The following is a 17211-nucleotide window of genomic DNA, read 5'->3' as shown; positions in this document are numbered from 1 at the left end:
GTGACTTTTTTTGAATTAGTAGATATCGCCCCCTATTCGTGGTCGGCAATAGGCAGTGCTGCATTTTGTGGCGCTTTGATTGGTATGGAACGCCAGTTACGAGGCAAACCAGTAGGAATAAGAACCTCAGTACTGATTATATTAGGTACTTATTTGTTCTTAGCCACGGCGTTTATGCTCCATGGTGATGTGATTGACCACTCGCGCGTGGTTGGTCAAATTATTACTGGCATCGGCTTTTTAGGTGCTGGAGTGATGCTCGCTAAAGATGGTGCTGTGGTTGGGGTAACATCGGCGGCAACTATCTGGGTTTTGGCATCTATTGGTGTAGTGATTGCAACCGATAATTTATTGGCAGCTATTAAACTATCCATTTTAGTGGTGGGTATTTTATATGGTGTAGATGTCCTTGAAGCTAAGTTTAAAAGCTTAAGTAAAGGTGTACACGCTAAAGTTAAAAGTTATCACAAACGATACTATCGAAAAGAAATTAACGAGTCAGAACGCCACTAAGAGTGGCATTTTTATGTTGATAAAGTCATGCTTTGATAGCTCAATGCATCTTCAATAGGAGCAGGGCGGCCAATAAAGTAACCTTGCACATTATCAACATTTAATTTTCTTAATGCGTTAAGCTCTGCTTGCGTTTCAATGCCTTCGGCAACAATCGTACAGTCTATTGCTTTAGCAAAGCCACACAGTGCCTTGGCCAGTAAAAACTTCCGATTGTCTTTATTTATATTTTGCGTAAGGCTGATATCTAATTTAATAATGTCGGCTTCTAGTTCTAAAATATGTTGAAACGACGAAAAGCCAGCACCTACATCATCAATAGCCAAACGTAGCCCTTTTTTTCGCAGTGGCGCTAATGCAGCTCGCATTACTGTATAGTCTGATATTGGTGAATGTTCAGTTATTTCTAATACCAACCTTGAACAATCGGCTCCTTGCAGAGTATATTCAAGTGCACCCGAGAGTATATGGGATGGTGAACAATTAATGGCGATATAAGTGGTATCATTAAATTGCGCAATATAGGCGAGGCTGTTTTTTATTGCCAGCATTTCCAGAGATTCACCTAGGCCCACATCTGTTGCCTCTTTAAACCAGAGATCAGGTGTTTTATAAGGTTTGGTAAAAAAGCGTGACAGTGATTCAAAGCCCGCAATTTTATTACTAAATAGATTAAAAATAGGCTGAAAATAAATACTTATATTGTTGCTTGCAATAACCTCCTCAATTGCTAATTTGGTTTGCCTATGCAATGCAGTGTTATGCAGGTTTTTTTCAATTAATCCAGTTGCAATTTCAGAGATCATCTTTAAAAAAGACAAGTCCCGCTCGTTTAAGCTTTCATCATGATGCGATTTGTAACAACAAAATGTACCATATAATTTACCATTTGAAAGATTGATAGGCACACCAATATAAGCGCCTATGTTTAACTTGTCGGTTACTGGCATTATTTGAGTAATTGGATTTGTTTTTGAATTGGTAATAATAGGGCTAAGCTGTTTCTCACTGATTTTATGGCAATATGTTTCATTAATAGGATTGGAATTGCCCACTTTAACCGTTTTATTTGCTGATGGATTATCGACAACTTTGAAAACGCGCTCATCGTTAATAAACTCTGAAATAAAAGCAACATCCATATTTAAATGTTTGCGCACCAATCCCAGCAAATTTGTCAATTTAGCATCGATTGTTGAATTATCTTTTTGATCCAAAAGCACATCGCTAAAATTTGCCGTCATGGCGCCTCCATGTAATTTTTAGCACTTTTAATGCTATTACTATAATTTATATAGATATAAACGTCTAATTAGCGTTTGATTTTATTTGCTGCTTAGTTCGGTTTTCTCTATCTATGATCGAGGGACTAGCTCGTTTAAAGATTTACAGTCCAGCGCGATTAAATCGGTTGTTAGTGGCCTAGCAAGTCCGGCATCTAGATGGTCCTTGTCGTACGCTTATCGTAATAATAAGAGTAAGCCTATGCTTTTGTTATTTTAGCGTTTGAGTAGGTATACTAATTGGGGAAGTTAAGATTTGTAAAAAATATTAATCTGACTACGCTAATAACCAGTGATTATTTATTTAGGTGTTGTTTAATGGAATCGAGTTGGCAAATAATACAGTGGAATGGGCCGAAAAGAATTGCATTACTGCTGTTTGCTTTCTTTTTTACAATACCGGTAGTGGCCAAACCAAGCTATCGTGTTGTGATATTAGTCGATGATAGTTATCCCCCATATTCTTACCTTAAAGACGGTGAGTTAGTGGGCTTATATGTTGATGTAGTTCGTCAAGCTGCCGATTTGGTCAGTGAAAAATATATTATAGAGTTGCAACCAGTACCTTGGAAGCGTGGTGTTGACGCACTTAGACGAGGAGAGGACTTTGCCTTACTACCTCCTTATAAAAATGTGCAAGGGCGCAGTTTTATTTGGCCTTACTCAGAGCCGCTGCATGAAGAAGTAATACAAGCTTTTTGTAATCCAAACTCAAGCTTACTCAAGATTGAAAACACAGAATATCCATTAAAGCCGATTAATGTTGGTATCAATGCAGGGTATCTCTTATTCGATCAAGCATTGAACACTGCCCTGGAGCAAAACAAAATAAAAATATGGGAAAACAAAGATACATTATCAAATATTTTGAAGCTGGCTAAAAATAGAATCGACTGTTATATCAATGACAAGTGGGCCATCTTATCAGGTATTAAAGCACTTAAGCAAAGCCATCCATTTGTTGATTTGAGTCAACTTCAGCAAGACAGAATTATTTTCAAGCGAACTGCTCACATTGGTTATTTGAAAGCGCCATCAGAAAAATTTCCATTTAAGGATGACTTTATTAAAGAAATGGACGCAGCATTAAAGTTAGTATTTGAAAGGCGTACTCAAATCGACAGCGATGGTAAATGATGCGCGTTAAACGTCGATATTCATGTTTAACCCGCACTGTATATTTTGCTATCTAAAAGGTTTAACTGTTTAAAAATAACACCCCGCAACTTATTAACCAAATAACTTTCTTCTAACCACTTTTCGATACTCGCTAGGCGTTTGCGAGAGCACTTTCTTAAACACGCGGGTTAAATGACCTTGATCATTGTAACCCACCTCTAAAGCAACCTCCTGAATTGATAAGTTAGATGATGCAAGTAGCTCTTTGGCTGTTTGTACGCGTAATTGCTGCCAATATTCAATGGGGCTTTGGTTGGTCGCAATGCGAAAACGGCGGGTAAAAGAGCGGTAACTCAAACTAAATAGTTGAGCGACCTCTGTTAAACTTTGTTCTGTGGTTAAGTTGTTTTTTAACCAAAATTGAATTTGCGCGATGAGTTCATCTGGATGCCGATCAACGGCGCCTTCAAGGTAGCGCTGGTCTTCGTAAGGTTTCCTAATTTCGTGAGAAAAGTTGCGCTCAACATGCTGAGCGGCGGCCTGTCCGTAGTATTGGCTAATAATATGCACGATCACATCTGCTAAGGCATTTAGACTTGCCACACTGTATAAGCGCTCAGATTGAGTGATAAAAAAATCAGGCTTGAGCAGCACTTGTGGGTAGTCGCGTTTAAATTGTTCTGCATAATGCCAATGAGTGGTAGCGGGGTGACCATTTAATAACTTAGCTTCAGCGACTAAGCAATTGCCAGTACCCACGCCAATGATTGAGCTACCCGTTTGCCAGCTGCTGGCAAGCCACTGAACTAACCCAGAGTTTGCTCTGACAACAGGGCGAGGATTGCGCCAAATACCGGGCACAATAATCAAGTCACTGTAAGGTGCTGTGCCGTAAGTGTGATCCGGTAATATTGCTAAGCCGCTGCGATTTTTGATAGGTTCGCTGTCCTCAGCGATTAAATTAATCGTTAATGGCCGAAAAGTTCCGCTGTTTATATGCCCTTTGGCGTACGCCTCACCGGCTCTGAGCATTTCAATTGGCAAGGTGACACTGGTGATCAATAAGTGCTGGTATACCAAAATACTTATTTGCAAAGGGCTAAGTACCAAGTTGTTGTCCATTTAATTGCTCCGACCAGTTTGATTTGGCCTCATAGGCTCATTATTTGGCTATTTAAGCACAATGTTGATAATTAAATCCATCTAAACTGCAAGCTTCTCCTATAACACGTTTTCTCAAGGTAAATTATGACAGCATTACCCGTTATTATCGGCATGGGTGGAATTAACGCCGCAGGCCGTACTTCTTTTCATCAAGGTTATCGTCGTATCGTGTTAAATAACTTAGATACTCAAGCCCGCCAAGAAACATTTTTAGGCCTCGCCACGTTAATGAATTTAGTGAGTCTTGTGAATGGGCAACTGCAAGATTTACAAGGCAATACTGTTGAGCAAAGCGACATAGAAGCACGCTTTGGTGAGCAAATTATTGCCGGTACGTTAATTCGTAAAATTGAAAAAGAGCATTTTGATGTCGATGCAACACCGTGGCAGCAAAAAATGACGTTAACCGCGTCAGATGAAAGCGCTATTGTGTTTGAAACACGTCGTAAAGATTTACCTTCGCCGGTCCCTACAAGTTGGCAAGTAGAAGAGCTTGAAAATAAAAAAGTAAAAGTAACCATTGCGGCTCAGTTTGATATTAAACATGATTCTACTCGCGATAATCCGATTAAATCGGCTGGGCAACTACCAACAGGGTTTGATCCGTCTATTATGTACAACAGTCGCTACCAGCCACGTGGTTTACAAGCCACTATATTTGCTGCTACTGACGCGATTAAATCAACCGGACTCGATTGGCAACACATTATGAATAGTGTTGAGCCTGATAAAATTGGCACTTATTCAGCGTCGGTTATTGGTCAAATGGATGACAAGGGCTTAGGTGGTTTAGTAAAAGCGCGCCAGCAAGGTGATCGCGTCAGCACCAAGCAGTTAGCGCTTGGCTTAAATACAATGTCGACCGATTTTATTAATGCCTATGTGACGGGCAATGTAGGCACTACGTTTTCAACTTCAGGCGCGTGTGCAACATTTTTATATAACTTGCGCGCTGCAGTAAACGATATACAAGCAGGGCGTACACGTGTTGCTATTGTGGCAAGTGTGGAATGCGCAATTACCCCTGAAGTTGTTGAAGGCTTTGGTAATATGAGTGCGCTGGCGAATATTGAAGGTTTACGCCGCTTGGATAACTTAAGCAATGATGATGAGCCTGATTATCGTAAAAGTAGCCGCCCATTTGGCGAAAATTGTGGCTTTACTTTAGGTGAAGGCGCACAAGTAGCGATTCTAATGGATGATGCGTTAGCACTGGAGTTGGGGGCAGACATTCTAGGCTGCGTGCCTGATGTATTTGTAAATGCTGATGGCGTTAAAAAATCAATTACATCACCGGGACCGGGTAATTATATAACCATGGCGAAGTCGGCGGCATTAGCCACGAGCTTATTAGGTAAAGAAGCATTACAACAACGTAGCTTTATTTTAGCGCATGGTTCAAGCACACCGCAAAACCGCGTAACAGAGTCATTAATTTATCATAAGGTGGCACAAACGTTTGCCATTGATAATTGGAAAGTAGCAGCACCAAAAGCGTATGTAGGGCACACAATTGCGCCAGCTAGTGGCGACCAATTAGCGATGGCGCTGGGTGTATTTGCACATAATATTATGCCGGGTATTACCACCATAGATAAAGTGGCCAAGGATGTGCATAACCAGTATTTAGATATTCGTACTGAGCATTATCAATGCGAAGACATGGATATTGCTTTTATTAATTCAAAAGGCTTTGGCGGAAATAATGCCACAGCCACTGTTTTGTCACCCATGGTGACCATGAAAATGTTAGCAAAACGCCATGGTAGTGCGGTGATGGATGCATATGCATTGAGCAATCAAACCGTTACAGCTGCTCAGACTAATTATCAGCAACAAGCTGACTTAGGACAATATGAGCTAATCTATCGCTTTGGTGATGGCATGATTGATGAAGATGAAATTGTCATTTCTGATACCGACATGCATATTCCCGGTTTTGATAAAGCCATTGCATTTAGTAAAACGAATCCTTATCAAGATATGTTTTAAGCACATTATTCTTGAGTGGCAAGGCGCTTTTATAGCGCCTTTTTTAATGCGTGAATATTAGCCCTATAAAGTTTTTAAATTGTCATTGGCTGCATTTTTTTGTTGAATCACCGCAGTTTACGCGATCTGTCATTTATCCTTGTTATAATTTCAAGCTATTAAAGAGGCCAACGTTTGAGAGTCCTATGATCGCCAGTTTATTATTGTTAAGTGCCAGTGTTACATTAGATAGCCATTTACCTCCATTGTTGCCATGGCAAGGTCAAAGTTTGGCACTGATACAACAAAAAGGCCCATTAACCACTGATTTCGAACTAAGCGAAGGGCTAAAGTCACCAAATTATCAGCAAACTATGGCCTTTGTAGATCGTCTTGTTGCAGCAAACCCTACCCAATTCCAAGTGCAAACTATTGCACATAGTGCCAGTGGCCGTGCGATCAACATGATGGTAGCAAGCGAAGATGGCGCATTTACACCTTCGCAGTTAATGCAAAACGCCAAGCCGACTATTTTTATTCAAGCGGGAATTCATGCCGGCGAAATTGACGGTAAAGATGCGATGTTTATGTTGCTACGCGATATTGCAACCGGTAAACGTCGAGATATTTTAAGCCAAGTGAACATCTTATTTATTCCTATTTTAAATGTTGATGGCCATGAGCGTAGTAGTCAGTTTAATCGCATAAACCAGCGTGGGCCAGTTGAAATGGGCTTTAGAACCAATGCTAATAATTTAAATTTAAATCGTGATTTCACCAAACTAGATACGCCGGAAGTACGTGGTGTATTAAAGGTGATCAAGCAGTTTAACCCAGATTTATATATCGATGTGCATGTGACTGACGGTGCAGATTATCAATACGATGTAACTTACGGGTACAACCCCGTATTTGCCAGTGAATCGCCAAGTGTGTCAGATGCGCTCAATAATTATTTTAAACCTATCATCGAGACAAAACTACAAGAGCAAGGCCATATACCTGGGCCGCTGGTATTTGTAATGGATAAGCGCGAGTTTAAAAAAGGCTTAGCGGGCTGGGTTGCCACGCCTCGTTATTCGAATGGTTGGGGGGATTTAAGATCGTTACCCACAATTCTTGTCGAAAATCATTCATTAAAACCGTATAAACAACGTGTACTTGGCACCTATGTATTTTTAGATGGGGCTATTTCAGCATTGGCGCAACATCATCAACAATTAACCGAAGCGGTTGAAAAAGAACGTGCTTTTGTGCCAAGCCAGCTTATTGTTGAACGCGGTTATGCAAAAGAGCCAAACACTATCGCATTTGCAGGGATCAAATATTCGCGCAGTAAAAGCGCCTTGAGTGGCCAGATGGAAGTAAAGTATTTAGGCGAAAAACAGCACTATGATGCGTTGCCCATTTACTGGCAGAAGGACGCAAAAACCGTGATCACCGTGCCAAGTACATTTTATATTCCACCAGCTTATCCACACATTGTCGAAAAACTCAAATTACATGGTATTACAGTAGAAAACGTGAGCAGTGATGAGCTGGTAACTAATTTAAAAGTCGCGGTAGTAACAAAGCATGAATTTGATAAAGCGCCGTTTGAAGGACGCTTTCGAGTAAACGCAGATTTTGATTTTGTCGATGTACCAGAAAAGTCTTTGACCGGTTGGTCTAAAGTTGAAACTGCTCAACCTTTCGGTGAGTTAGTTGCCCATCTTTTACACCCCAAAGCACCGGATTCATTTTTTGCATGGGGTGAGTTTAATACGATTTTTCAACGTACTGAGTACATGGAAAACTATGCATTAGCGCCGTATGCTCGCCATATGCTCAAAGATAAACCGGCACTTGCACTTGAGTTTGATAAAAAAATTCGTGAGGATGCCGCTTTTGCTAAAGATGCACAAGCCCGATTAAACTGGCTCTATGAGCATACGCCATTTTATGATCAAGCTTATTTAAAGTATCCTGTGCTGATGACATTTGACACTAAACCGCAAATAAAGAATTAACATATGGAAATAATTACCGTACCGGTGACCGCTTTTGCACAAAATTGCCGAGTGGTTATTTGTAAACAAACACGCCACGCAGCGGTTATCGACCCAGGTGGCGACGCTGATAAAATCATTACTGAGCTTGCCAAGCATCAGTTAAGCTTGCAGTGTATTTTACTCACCCATGGTCATCTTGATCATGTCGGTGCGGCAAAAGTACTTGCTGAGCATTTTTCTGTTGATATTGTCGGGCCACAAAAAGACGAATTGTTTTGGTTTGATGCATTACCTATGCAAGCGCAAATGTTTGGCTTTGCACCAATTGCGCCTTTTCATCCTCAGCATTGGTTAAGTCATGGTGATACGTTTACATTGGGTCAATTGCGATTTGACATTCGTCATTGTCCGGGCCACACGCCTGGGCATATTGTATTTTATGAAGCAACACATCAGTTAGTGATAGTGGGTGATGTTATTTTTAAAGGCTCAGTAGGGCGTACAGATTTCCCTAAAGGGGATGCCCAGCAGTTACTTGACTCGATTAAAAATCAAATTTTGACACTGCCTGATGAAACGCGAATTCTATCTGGGCATGGACCTGACACTAAAGTGCTGACTGAGCGCATATCGAATCCATTTATAAGTGGTAAATTTGGTTAGTTGCGCATAATAAATGCATAAAAGTACAAGACTCAACCTACAAACCAATGTATAATTTAACCAATTTAGTAAAATAAATAAGAAATAAAATGTCTCTAAATCATGTTGACCGCCAAATTTTGGCACTGTTACAGCAAGATGCAAGTCTTTCGACCGCTGATATTGCTGATAAAGTCGGTTTATCTCAATCACCTTGTTGGCGTCGTATTGCTAAGCTTGAGCAAGATGGTTACATCAAAGGCAAAGTTGCCTTATTGGATGAGAAAAAGCTCGGCTTTGATATGCTAGTGTACGCTCATGTTCGTTTATCAAATCATGGCCGTACAAATTTAGCTGAGTTTGAACGACTTATCCTAAGTTATGATGAAGTAACAGAATGTTACAGTATGGCTGGCACTATGGACTTTATGTTGCGGATCATTTCTAAAGGCATTGAAGGCTATGAACAGTTTGTTCGTGATAATTTATTGAATCTTGAATTTGTTCAAGAAGTTCACTCAAACGTCACTATGACTTGTGTCAAACGCAGTACATCGCTGCCACTTTAATCGTATCTAATCATGCTAGCGCTATAAAGGCGTTAGCTTGTTCCTTTTACTGCAATTGTTAACCTTAGCTTAATTTGTTAGAATTCAGCGCTTTTTTGATCCCACACCCCGAAGAGGAATTCAATGTTTAACTTATTAAGCAAGGCGCCGAGCTCTGCTAAAAACGATATCTTATCAGGTATAACGGTTGCCCTAGCGCTCGTTCCTGAAGCTGTTGCATTTGCGTTTGTTGCAAATGTAGAGCCTTTAGTTGGTTTATATGCAGCATTTATTGTTGGCTTGATCACCGCTATTTTTGGCGGCCGCCCAGGTATGATCTCCGGTGCAACCGGTGCACTTGCCGTTGTTATGGTAAGTTTAGTGCTAGATCATGGGGTTGAGTATCTCTTTGCGACTGTATTACTGATGGGGATACTGCAAATACTAGCAGGGGTGTTTAAGCTCGGTAAGTTTATTCGTATGGTTCCGCATCCGGTGATGCTCGGGTTTGTAAATGGTTTAGCGATTGTTATCTTCTTAGCGCAACTAGGGCAATTTAAGGTGTCCGATGGTCAAGGTGGCATGCAGTGGATGACCGGCACGCCGATGATGATCATGCTAGGATTAGTCGCCTTAACGATGGCTATTATTCACTTTTTGCCAAAGTTGACTACAGCTGTGCCATCAACATTAGTCGCTATTGTTACTGTAACCGCCATTGTTATCGGATTTGATTTAGAAGCGCGTACAGTACTTGATTTCTTAAAAGATATGACCGGTGACAGTGCGGCAACTATTGCTGGTGGTTTACCACAATTTCACATTCCAATGGTGCCATTTACCTTTGAAACACTGAAAATTATTTTACCTTATGCACTTATTTTAGCGGCAATTGGTTTGATTGAATCATTATTAACCCTTAGCCTAATTGATGAAATCACAGAAACCCGTGGTCACAGCAATAAAGAATGCATTGGTCAAGGCGCTGCAAACGTTACCTGTGGTTTCTTTGGTGCGATGGGGGGCTGCGCGATGATTGGTCAATCAATGATCAACATTAACTCAGGTGGTCGTTCGCGTTTATCTGGTATTACAGCAGCATTAATGCTCCTAGCATTCATTATTTTTGCCGCCAGTTTGATTGAAATGGTGCCGCTGGCAGCATTGGTTGGCGTGATGTTTATGGTGGTATTAGGCACCTTTGAATGGGCGAGTTTCAAAATGATGAAACGCGTCCCAAAATCAGATGCTTTTGTCATTGTATTAGTATCGGGTGTAACGGTGATAACTGACTTAGCAATTGCAGTATGTGTGGGTGTGATTGTGTCAGCCTTAGTATTTGCATGGCAACATGCTAAACATATTTTTACTACAAACTTCATTGATGAAGAAGGTTCTAAAGTCTACGAACTACACGGCCCATTATTTTTTGGCTCAGTGAAAAAGTTCGCGGAGTTGTTTGATGTTAAAAATGACCCTAAAGACGTTATCATCGAATTTAAATACAGCCGAGTGGCAGATCACAGTGCCATTGAGGCAATTGATACTTTAGCTGATAAGTACACCAAGGCAGGTAAGCAGTTGCATTTACGCCACTTGAGCCCAGACTGTACACAGTTATTACATAAAGCGCGCGACTTAGTCGAAGTTAATGTAATAGAAGATCCAACTTATAAAGTTGCTTCAGACAAGCTTGCTTAAACGAGACGTTTGATAAAAAAGCGAAGGCAGTGCCTTCGCTTTTTTGTTGCTATCGAACAAATCATTGGCTGAAACCGCAGATGACGTTAAAATTTATTTAAGTCACATAAAAACCAGTGCTCGGTGAGTCAATTATTGAGACTAAGCTCGACTAGTGCAGCTAGTGCCTGTATAATTCGCGGCCTCTTTATACCGTCTTATTGCCTGTATTAACTTTTCCTTATTCAGCGAACAGTGTACTTGTCAGTATTTGCTTAGGAAATTCATTTTGATCTCTACCGCTAATATCACCATGCAGTTTGGTGCCGAACCCTTGTTCGAAAATATCTCCGCTAAATTTAGTAACGGTAATCGTTATGGCTTAATTGGCGCCAATGGATGCGGTAAGTCAACCTTCATGAAAATCCTCAATGGCTCATTAGTGCCAACATCAGGTAACGTATCAATTGGCCCAGGACTGAAAGTCGGTAACTTAAGCCAAGATCAGTTTGCATTTGAGCAATACTCAGTGGTTGATACTGTGATCATGGGTGACGTTGCATTATGGAAAATAAAGCAAGAACGTGAACGTATTTATTCACTGCCAGAAATGAGTGAAGAAGATGGTATGAAAGTCGCTGAGCTTGAAAGCGTTTTTGCTGAAATGGATGGTTACAGTGCAGAAAGCCGCGCGGGTGATATTTTATTAAAAGCGGGTATTGAAGAAGAATTTCATTTTGGTCTAATGTCACAAGTAGCCCCTGGCTGGAAGCTGCGCGTCTTACTTGCGCAAGCCTTGTTTGCTAACCCTGATATTTTATTACTGGATGAGCCAACCAATAACTTGGATATTCATACCATTAGCTGGTTAGAGCACGAACTTAACCAGCGTAAATGTACCATGATCATTATTTCTCATGACCGCTATTTTCTTAATGCGGTATGTACTCATATGGCTGATATTGACTACGGTGAGCTGCGTATTTACCCAGGTAACTACGAAAAATACATTGAAGCATCAACACTTATTCGTGATCAATTACTTGCTGGTAATGCTAAAAAGCAATCTGAAATTGAAGAGTTACAAGATTTCGTTAACCGCTTTGGTGCTAATGCGTCAAAAGCAAAACAAGCGAGTTCACGTGCTAAACGCATGGATAAAATCAGCTTAGATGAAGTGAAGTCGTCAAGCCGAATGGCGCCGTCATTGTATTTTGATGAAGGTAAAAAGATGCACCGCCAAGCATTGATCTTAGAAGACTTTGGCCATGGTTTTGACGGTGAAGTATTGTTTGAAGGCGGCGAGCTGATTTTAGAAGCGGGTTCAAAACTTGCGATTATTGGTGAAAACGGTGTTGGTAAATCAACCTTTATTCGCTGTTTAGTGGGTGAACTTGAAGCTAATCACGGTGTTGTAAAATGGTCAGAAAATGCATCGATTGGCTATTGTCCGCAAGATAGTAGTAAAGACTTTGATAACGATTTAACCTTGTTTGATTGGATGTCACAGTGGCGTACAGCCAAGCATAACGATTTAATGGTGCGTGGCATGTTAGGTCGGTTATTGTTTACTGCGGATGATGCGAATAAAAAAGCTAAAAACTGCTCAGGTGGTGAGAAAAATCGCCTATTGTTTGGCAAATTAATGATGCAAGACGTAAATGTTTTGGTGATGGACGAACCGACAAACCACATGGATATGGAAGCCATTGAAGCGCTTAATAATGCATTAAAAGGCTTTGAAGGTACGCTGATTTTTGTCAGCCATGACCGTGAGTTTGTTTCATCATTGGCAACTCGTATTATTGATATTCGTGACAAAGAAGTGGTTAATTTCCACGGCACCTTTAACGAATTTATGGCAAGCCAACAAGAGCAAGCGAAGCTTTTGGCTGCAAAGTAAAGTTTATTGATCTCAGTTTTATTAAATGCATGATCATGCAAGCGAGTTCAAGAGCTCTGTAAATCAATATAATTGGTATTAAGTATCAGAAAACCGGCTGCGGCCGGTTTTTTTATGTCTAAATTATGTAAAATTAAAAAGTTGCTTTGGTGTAGCTTTAAAGCGTCGTAACGTTAGCGCTGATAAAACCGATTTAATTAGTATAATTTTTAAGGTATCTATGTGGTAATTAAAGCTCGTATTACTAAATTAGTGTCGAATCTTGAAAAACTAGCGCTCACCTTGTGTGTGCTATTTGTTAGCGGGGCTCTATTATTTCCTGATATGCTCACCGCGCATATTCAACCACTGATCATTAATGCATTATCAGTGTTGGGTGGACCATTTTTTCTGTTAGTTAATTTTTTATTGATAAGCGTTATTGTGCTGGCTATTAGCCCACTCGGACAACGTAAAATAGGTGGAGAGCATACATCTGTCGAGTTTTCAACTTTTGGTTGGTTGTCAATGTTATTTGCTGCAGGAATGGGATCGGGTTTAATTTTTTGGGGCGTAGCAGAGCCTGCCATGCACGTATTGCAACCGCCATTAAAGCAAAGTCTTTACCCTGATAGACAAGGTGCTGCATTGGCTATTACGTTAGTAAACTGGGGCGCTCATGCATGGGCACTCTACGCAGTATTTGGCTTAGTCTTAGGTGGTTTGAGCCATAACAGTGGCAAAGCGGGAGATATAAGTGCTCCGGTGTTGAGTGTAACAACTTCATTTTTAAGTCGCGCAGGGCAGCTAAAGTGTAAATACGTGATCCAGTTAGTGGCCATTTTAGCTATTTTTTTTGGTGTAGTTGGCACGATTGCAAATTCAACATTATTACTACGAAAAGGGATTGAGCTTGAGCTTGGCATTAACTCGCCTTGGTTAGTTGGTTTGATTATTATTATGTTATTAGCGCTGTTGTTTAGCTTATCTGCGCGCTTAGGATTAAAAAAGGGTATTCAAACACTCAGTCAATTTAATGTTTTTTTAGCATTTGGAGTACTTATTTGGCTCATCATGATGGTACCACTACAACCGATTATAGATGTGGCGATCAGTGGCGTTAAATTTTATAGCCACTTATTAGTGACGGGGACATGGCAATTATCAAGTCAACTAAATGATCCTGCTTGGGCTAATAGTTGGACGTATAATTATTATTTTTGGTGGCTAGCGTGGGGACCTTTTGTTGGGGTTTTTTTAGCTAAAATAAGTCAAGGTCGGCCAGTTTGGCAATACATTGTTGGCGTAGTAATTGTGCCAACTTTCGTCACTTTAATTTGGTTTAGTGTTTTTTCGGGATCTGCTATTGCTTGGGATAGCGGCCATAGTAGTGGCATTATGGCCGCTATTAAAACTGATTATACACAAGGCTTATTTGTATTTTTTAAGCAGTTAGGTTGGCAAGGAGGTGTGCTTATTTGGTCGAGCTTATTATTATTACTGATCTTTGTTGCTACTTCGGCAGATTCTGCAATTTTAGTGATCCGTAATTTAGCGGGGACAAAAAGCAGTCATCGATTTAGTTTGTATGTGTGGTCTTTTACTTTAGCTCTAAGTAGCTGGGTATTGTTATTACAAAATAATGAATTACTTAACCGAAGTATTGCAATTATTGGTGCAGTGCCATTTTTGTTTATTTTTATTTTGCAGCTGATAGGATTTGTAAAAGAGTTTATGAAGGAGTTACAAGTGTAGTTAAACCTATTACTGTTGCTATGCTCGAGCTAGTTTATAGTTTATAGTTTAAACGTTTAATTACTTTATTGTCATTCACTTACAGTTTTTTACAGTGTTTTATACTCGTTCGTTTATAGTGAGTATTACAGATACAACCACTAAGCAATATTAATGCTATTAAAAACTGGCTCATTCGAGGTAGTTAAATAATAACTTACGCATTTAAGCAATGGGATATAAAGGATTAAATTTATGTTCAAGAACTTTATTACTGTTTTACTTGTCAGCCAATTACTAAGCGCATGCACTGTAGCGGGTGTATTAGTTGATGGAGTTATTTATTCAAAAGCGGATACAAATTATGATGCTGATTTAGCGCAGGCCCCCGCACATGTATCGCCTCAAGATAATACTTACTTTAGTCATGAACAGACTTTGTCATTTGCGGACTTAGGCATCGAAGTAGATCGTTTTTTAGTGGGGTTAGTGCAAGATAGCTCAGAGCCTACTCTGGTCTGCAAAAGAATAACTAAATCAATACAACAATGTGAGGAAGTAACGACTGACAACCTCACAGTAGAGAATACAATTAACGCTGAAGATACACTTGATGAAATGATAAGTGTTCGTCGATAAAGCTGCTGATAAAAAAGTAGCTATGATCGTAGCCTGCGTGCATATTCAACGTTAGCGGGTAATTAACTTGCTTTGCCACTGCAGTTAGGTTGTCTGGTTTTAGTTGCTCGACTAAAAAATTATCGGCATCACCTTGGTCAATACGCATTGGTAAAAATTCGTTACTGTGTGCCTTTTTCATTAGTTCACAGCTATCGTAATTGGCCCATTGTGATTGATCATCTCCTAAGTACTGACTAAACGCTTTTTGCCCCCAAGGACAGTCAATAGGGTTGGTGATTGGGCTAAAAGCAGAAACACTGGTGTAACTTTTTGGATTGCGCAATGCAATCATCAACGCACCGTGCCCCCCCATAGAATGCCCGCTAATCGCTTTTTTATCAGTCACGGGAAAGTGCTGTTCAATTAGCGAAGGCAATTCATTTACCACATAGTCATACATATTATAGTGCGTGTTATAGGGGGCTTGGGTGGCGTTTAAATAAAACCCCGCGCCTTGGCCAAAATCATAACTGTCTTGGTCTGGCACAGTGTTGCCACGAGGACTGGTATCAGGTGCAACGATAGCAATACCAAGCGCTGCCGCTTTTTTAAATGCACCTGCTTTTTGCATAAAATTTTCATCCGTACAGGTTAAGCCTGATAACCAATACAGCACCGGTACTTTATTAGTTTGGCTGGCACCGGGTGGCAAGAAAATAGCAAACCGCATTGGGCAATGGGTGCTTGTAGATGTATGGCTGTATTGCTTGTGCCAGCCACCGCTAACTTTTGTGGCGCTTAAATTATCTAACATGGATTCCTCGCTAAAATACCACATAGCTTACACCCTATGTGGTATCTGTATTTTTAATATTAGTAGTGGATCACAGTACGAATACTTTTGCCTTCATGCATTAAATCAAACGCGTCGTTTATGTCTTCAAGACCCATGGTATGAGTGATAAAGTCATTTAATGCAAATTCGCCAGCCATGTAACGTTCAACAATCTCAGGTAGTTGTGAACGACCTTTAACCCCACCAAATGCGCTACCACGCCAGACGCGGCCAGTGACTAGCTGGAATGGGCGAGTTGAAATTTCTTGTCCTGCACCAGCAACACCAATGATCACCGATTCCCCCCAACCTTTATGACAACATTCAAGGGCTGAGCGCATGACATCAACATTACCTATACACTCAAATGAGAAATCAACGCCACCATCGGTCATCTCGACAATAACTTCTTGAATAGGCTTATCGAAATCTTTTGGATTGATCAAGTCTGTGGCACCTAATTTAGTGGCTAAATCAAACTTAGATGTGTTGATATCAATACCGATAATACGCGAGGCACCAGCCATTTTAGCGCCGATAATTGCTGATAAACCAATACCACCTAAACCAAAGATAGCAACGGTATCGCCTGCTTGAACTTTTGCAGTGTTTGTGACCGCGCCCATACCAGTTGTAACACCACAGCCCAGTAAGCAAATTTCTTCAAGTGATGCTGCTTTGTTTACTTTAGCCAGTGAGATCTCTGGCAGTACCGTATATTCAGAAAAGGTTGATGTGCCCATGTAGTGATAAATTGGTTGGCCATCTTTGAAAAAGCGAGTCGTGCCGTCTGGCATTAAGCCTTTACCTTGCGTTTCACGTACAGCGGAACACAAGTTTGTTTTGCCTGAAGTACACATTTTACATACACCGCATTCTGCAGTATATAAAGGAATAACATGATCGCCCACAGCAACACTGGTTACGCCTTCGCCGATAGCATAAACAACACCAGCGCCTTCATGCCCTAAAATGGCTGGGAAAATCCCTTCAGGATCGGCACCTGATAATGTAAATGCATCGGTGTGACATACGCCAGTAGCAGTAATTTTTACCATTACTTCGCCTTTTTTAGGCATCATTACATCCACTTCTTCTACAGATAGTGGTTGATTTGGACCCCAAGCAATTGCGGCTTTTGATTTTATAAATTCAGACATAGTAACTCTCTTGCTGGTTAAATACGAACATGACTTGAAAACAATAACGCTATTTTATTTGTTTCTCA

General features: G+C 40.5%; 14 protein-coding genes. 10 read left to right on the top strand and 4 right to left on the bottom strand.

The window, feature by feature from the left end; translation table 11 throughout:
• Positions 1-513 carry an MgtC/SapB family protein gene (locus PSR9079_RS16925; RefSeq protein ID WP_145233140.1) on the top strand — a complete coding sequence of 171 codons (513 nt, stop codon included), beginning with the start codon at positions 1-3 and terminating at the stop codon, positions 511-513.
• Between the two features lie 11 nt (positions 514-524).
• Here the strand turns inward: PSR9079_RS16925 and PSR9079_RS16920 are convergent, their stop codons facing one another.
• On the bottom strand, positions 525-1757 hold the full coding sequence (locus PSR9079_RS16920; RefSeq protein ID WP_149982526.1) for a sensor domain-containing phosphodiesterase: 1233 nt from the start codon (positions 1755-1757) through the stop codon (positions 525-527).
• 357 nt (positions 1758-2114) lie between these two features.
• Between PSR9079_RS16920 and PSR9079_RS16915 the strand changes: the two genes are divergently transcribed.
• Positions 2115-2933 carry a substrate-binding periplasmic protein gene (locus PSR9079_RS16915; RefSeq protein ID WP_149982525.1) on the top strand — a complete coding sequence of 273 codons (819 nt, stop codon included), beginning with the start codon at positions 2115-2117 and terminating at the stop codon, positions 2931-2933.
• Between the two features lie 93 nt (positions 2934-3026).
• Here PSR9079_RS16915 and PSR9079_RS16910 read toward each other — a convergent pair whose 3' ends face one another.
• Positions 3027-4037 carry a GlxA family transcriptional regulator gene (locus tag PSR9079_RS16910; protein WP_149982524.1) on the bottom strand — a complete coding sequence of 337 codons (1011 nt, stop codon included), beginning with the start codon at positions 4035-4037 and terminating at the stop codon, positions 3027-3029.
• Between the two features lie 126 nt (positions 4038-4163).
• Between PSR9079_RS16910 and PSR9079_RS16905 the strand changes: the two genes are divergently transcribed.
• From PSR9079_RS16905 to PSR9079_RS16870, 8 genes are all read left to right on the top strand, one after another.
• Positions 4164-6071 carry a beta-ketoacyl synthase gene (locus PSR9079_RS16905; RefSeq protein WP_149982523.1) on the top strand — a complete coding sequence of 636 codons (1908 nt, stop codon included), beginning with the start codon at positions 4164-4166 and terminating at the stop codon, positions 6069-6071.
• Positions 6072-6256: 185 nt separating this feature from the next.
• Positions 6257-8059 carry a M14 family metallopeptidase gene (locus PSR9079_RS16900; protein WP_149982522.1) on the top strand — a complete coding sequence of 601 codons (1803 nt, stop codon included), beginning with the start codon at positions 6257-6259 and terminating at the stop codon, positions 8057-8059.
• A gap of 3 nt (positions 8060-8062) precedes the next feature.
• Positions 8063-8704 (top strand): MBL fold metallo-hydrolase, encoded by a 642-nt coding sequence (locus PSR9079_RS16895; RefSeq protein ID WP_145233146.1) that lies wholly within the window; start codon positions 8063-8065, stop codon positions 8702-8704.
• An 89-nt stretch (positions 8705-8793) separates the two neighbouring features.
• The gene (locus PSR9079_RS16890) at positions 8794-9252 is read left to right on the top strand and encodes an Lrp/AsnC family transcriptional regulator (RefSeq protein ID WP_016707271.1); all 459 of its coding nucleotides are present in this window, start codon (positions 8794-8796) and stop codon (positions 9250-9252) included.
• A gap of 123 nt (positions 9253-9375) precedes the next feature.
• Positions 9376-10932 (top strand): SulP family inorganic anion transporter, encoded by a 1557-nt coding sequence (locus PSR9079_RS16885; RefSeq protein ID WP_149982521.1) that lies wholly within the window; start codon positions 9376-9378, stop codon positions 10930-10932.
• A 268-nt stretch (positions 10933-11200) separates the two neighbouring features.
• Entirely contained in the window at positions 11201-12814 is a 1614-nt protein-coding gene (locus tag PSR9079_RS16880) for an ABC-F family ATPase (protein ID WP_145233148.1), read from the top strand.
• 222 nt (positions 12815-13036) lie between these two features.
• Positions 13037-14548: a BCCT family transporter gene (locus PSR9079_RS16875; RefSeq protein ID WP_246175591.1), complete on the top strand. Its 1512-nt coding sequence runs from the start codon at positions 13037-13039 to the stop codon at positions 14546-14548.
• 234 nt (positions 14549-14782) lie between these two features.
• The gene (locus PSR9079_RS16870) at positions 14783-15166 is read left to right on the top strand and encodes a hypothetical protein (RefSeq protein ID WP_149982520.1); all 384 of its coding nucleotides are present in this window, start codon (positions 14783-14785) and stop codon (positions 15164-15166) included.
• Here PSR9079_RS16870 and fghA read toward each other — a convergent pair.
• Both fghA and PSR9079_RS16860 read right to left on the bottom strand, forming a co-directional pair.
• Positions 15120-15962 carry an S-formylglutathione hydrolase gene (gene fghA, locus PSR9079_RS16865; RefSeq protein ID WP_149982519.1) on the bottom strand — a complete coding sequence of 281 codons (843 nt, stop codon included), beginning with the start codon at positions 15960-15962 and terminating at the stop codon, positions 15120-15122. The two genes, PSR9079_RS16870 and fghA, sit on opposite strands and share 47 nt — an antisense overlap.
• A 59-nt stretch (positions 15963-16021) precedes the next feature.
• On the bottom strand, positions 16022-17143 hold the full coding sequence (locus tag PSR9079_RS16860) for an S-(hydroxymethyl)glutathione dehydrogenase/class III alcohol dehydrogenase (RefSeq protein WP_145233151.1): 1122 nt from the start codon (positions 17141-17143) through the stop codon (positions 16022-16024).
• Between the last annotated feature and the right edge of the window lie 68 nt (positions 17144-17211).

Source organism: Pseudoalteromonas rhizosphaerae (assembly GCF_902498845.1).
GTDB classification, from domain to species: domain Bacteria; phylum Pseudomonadota; class Gammaproteobacteria; order Enterobacterales; family Alteromonadaceae; genus Pseudoalteromonas; species Pseudoalteromonas rhizosphaerae.
This window is presented reverse-complemented; position numbering and strand designations above follow the sequence as displayed.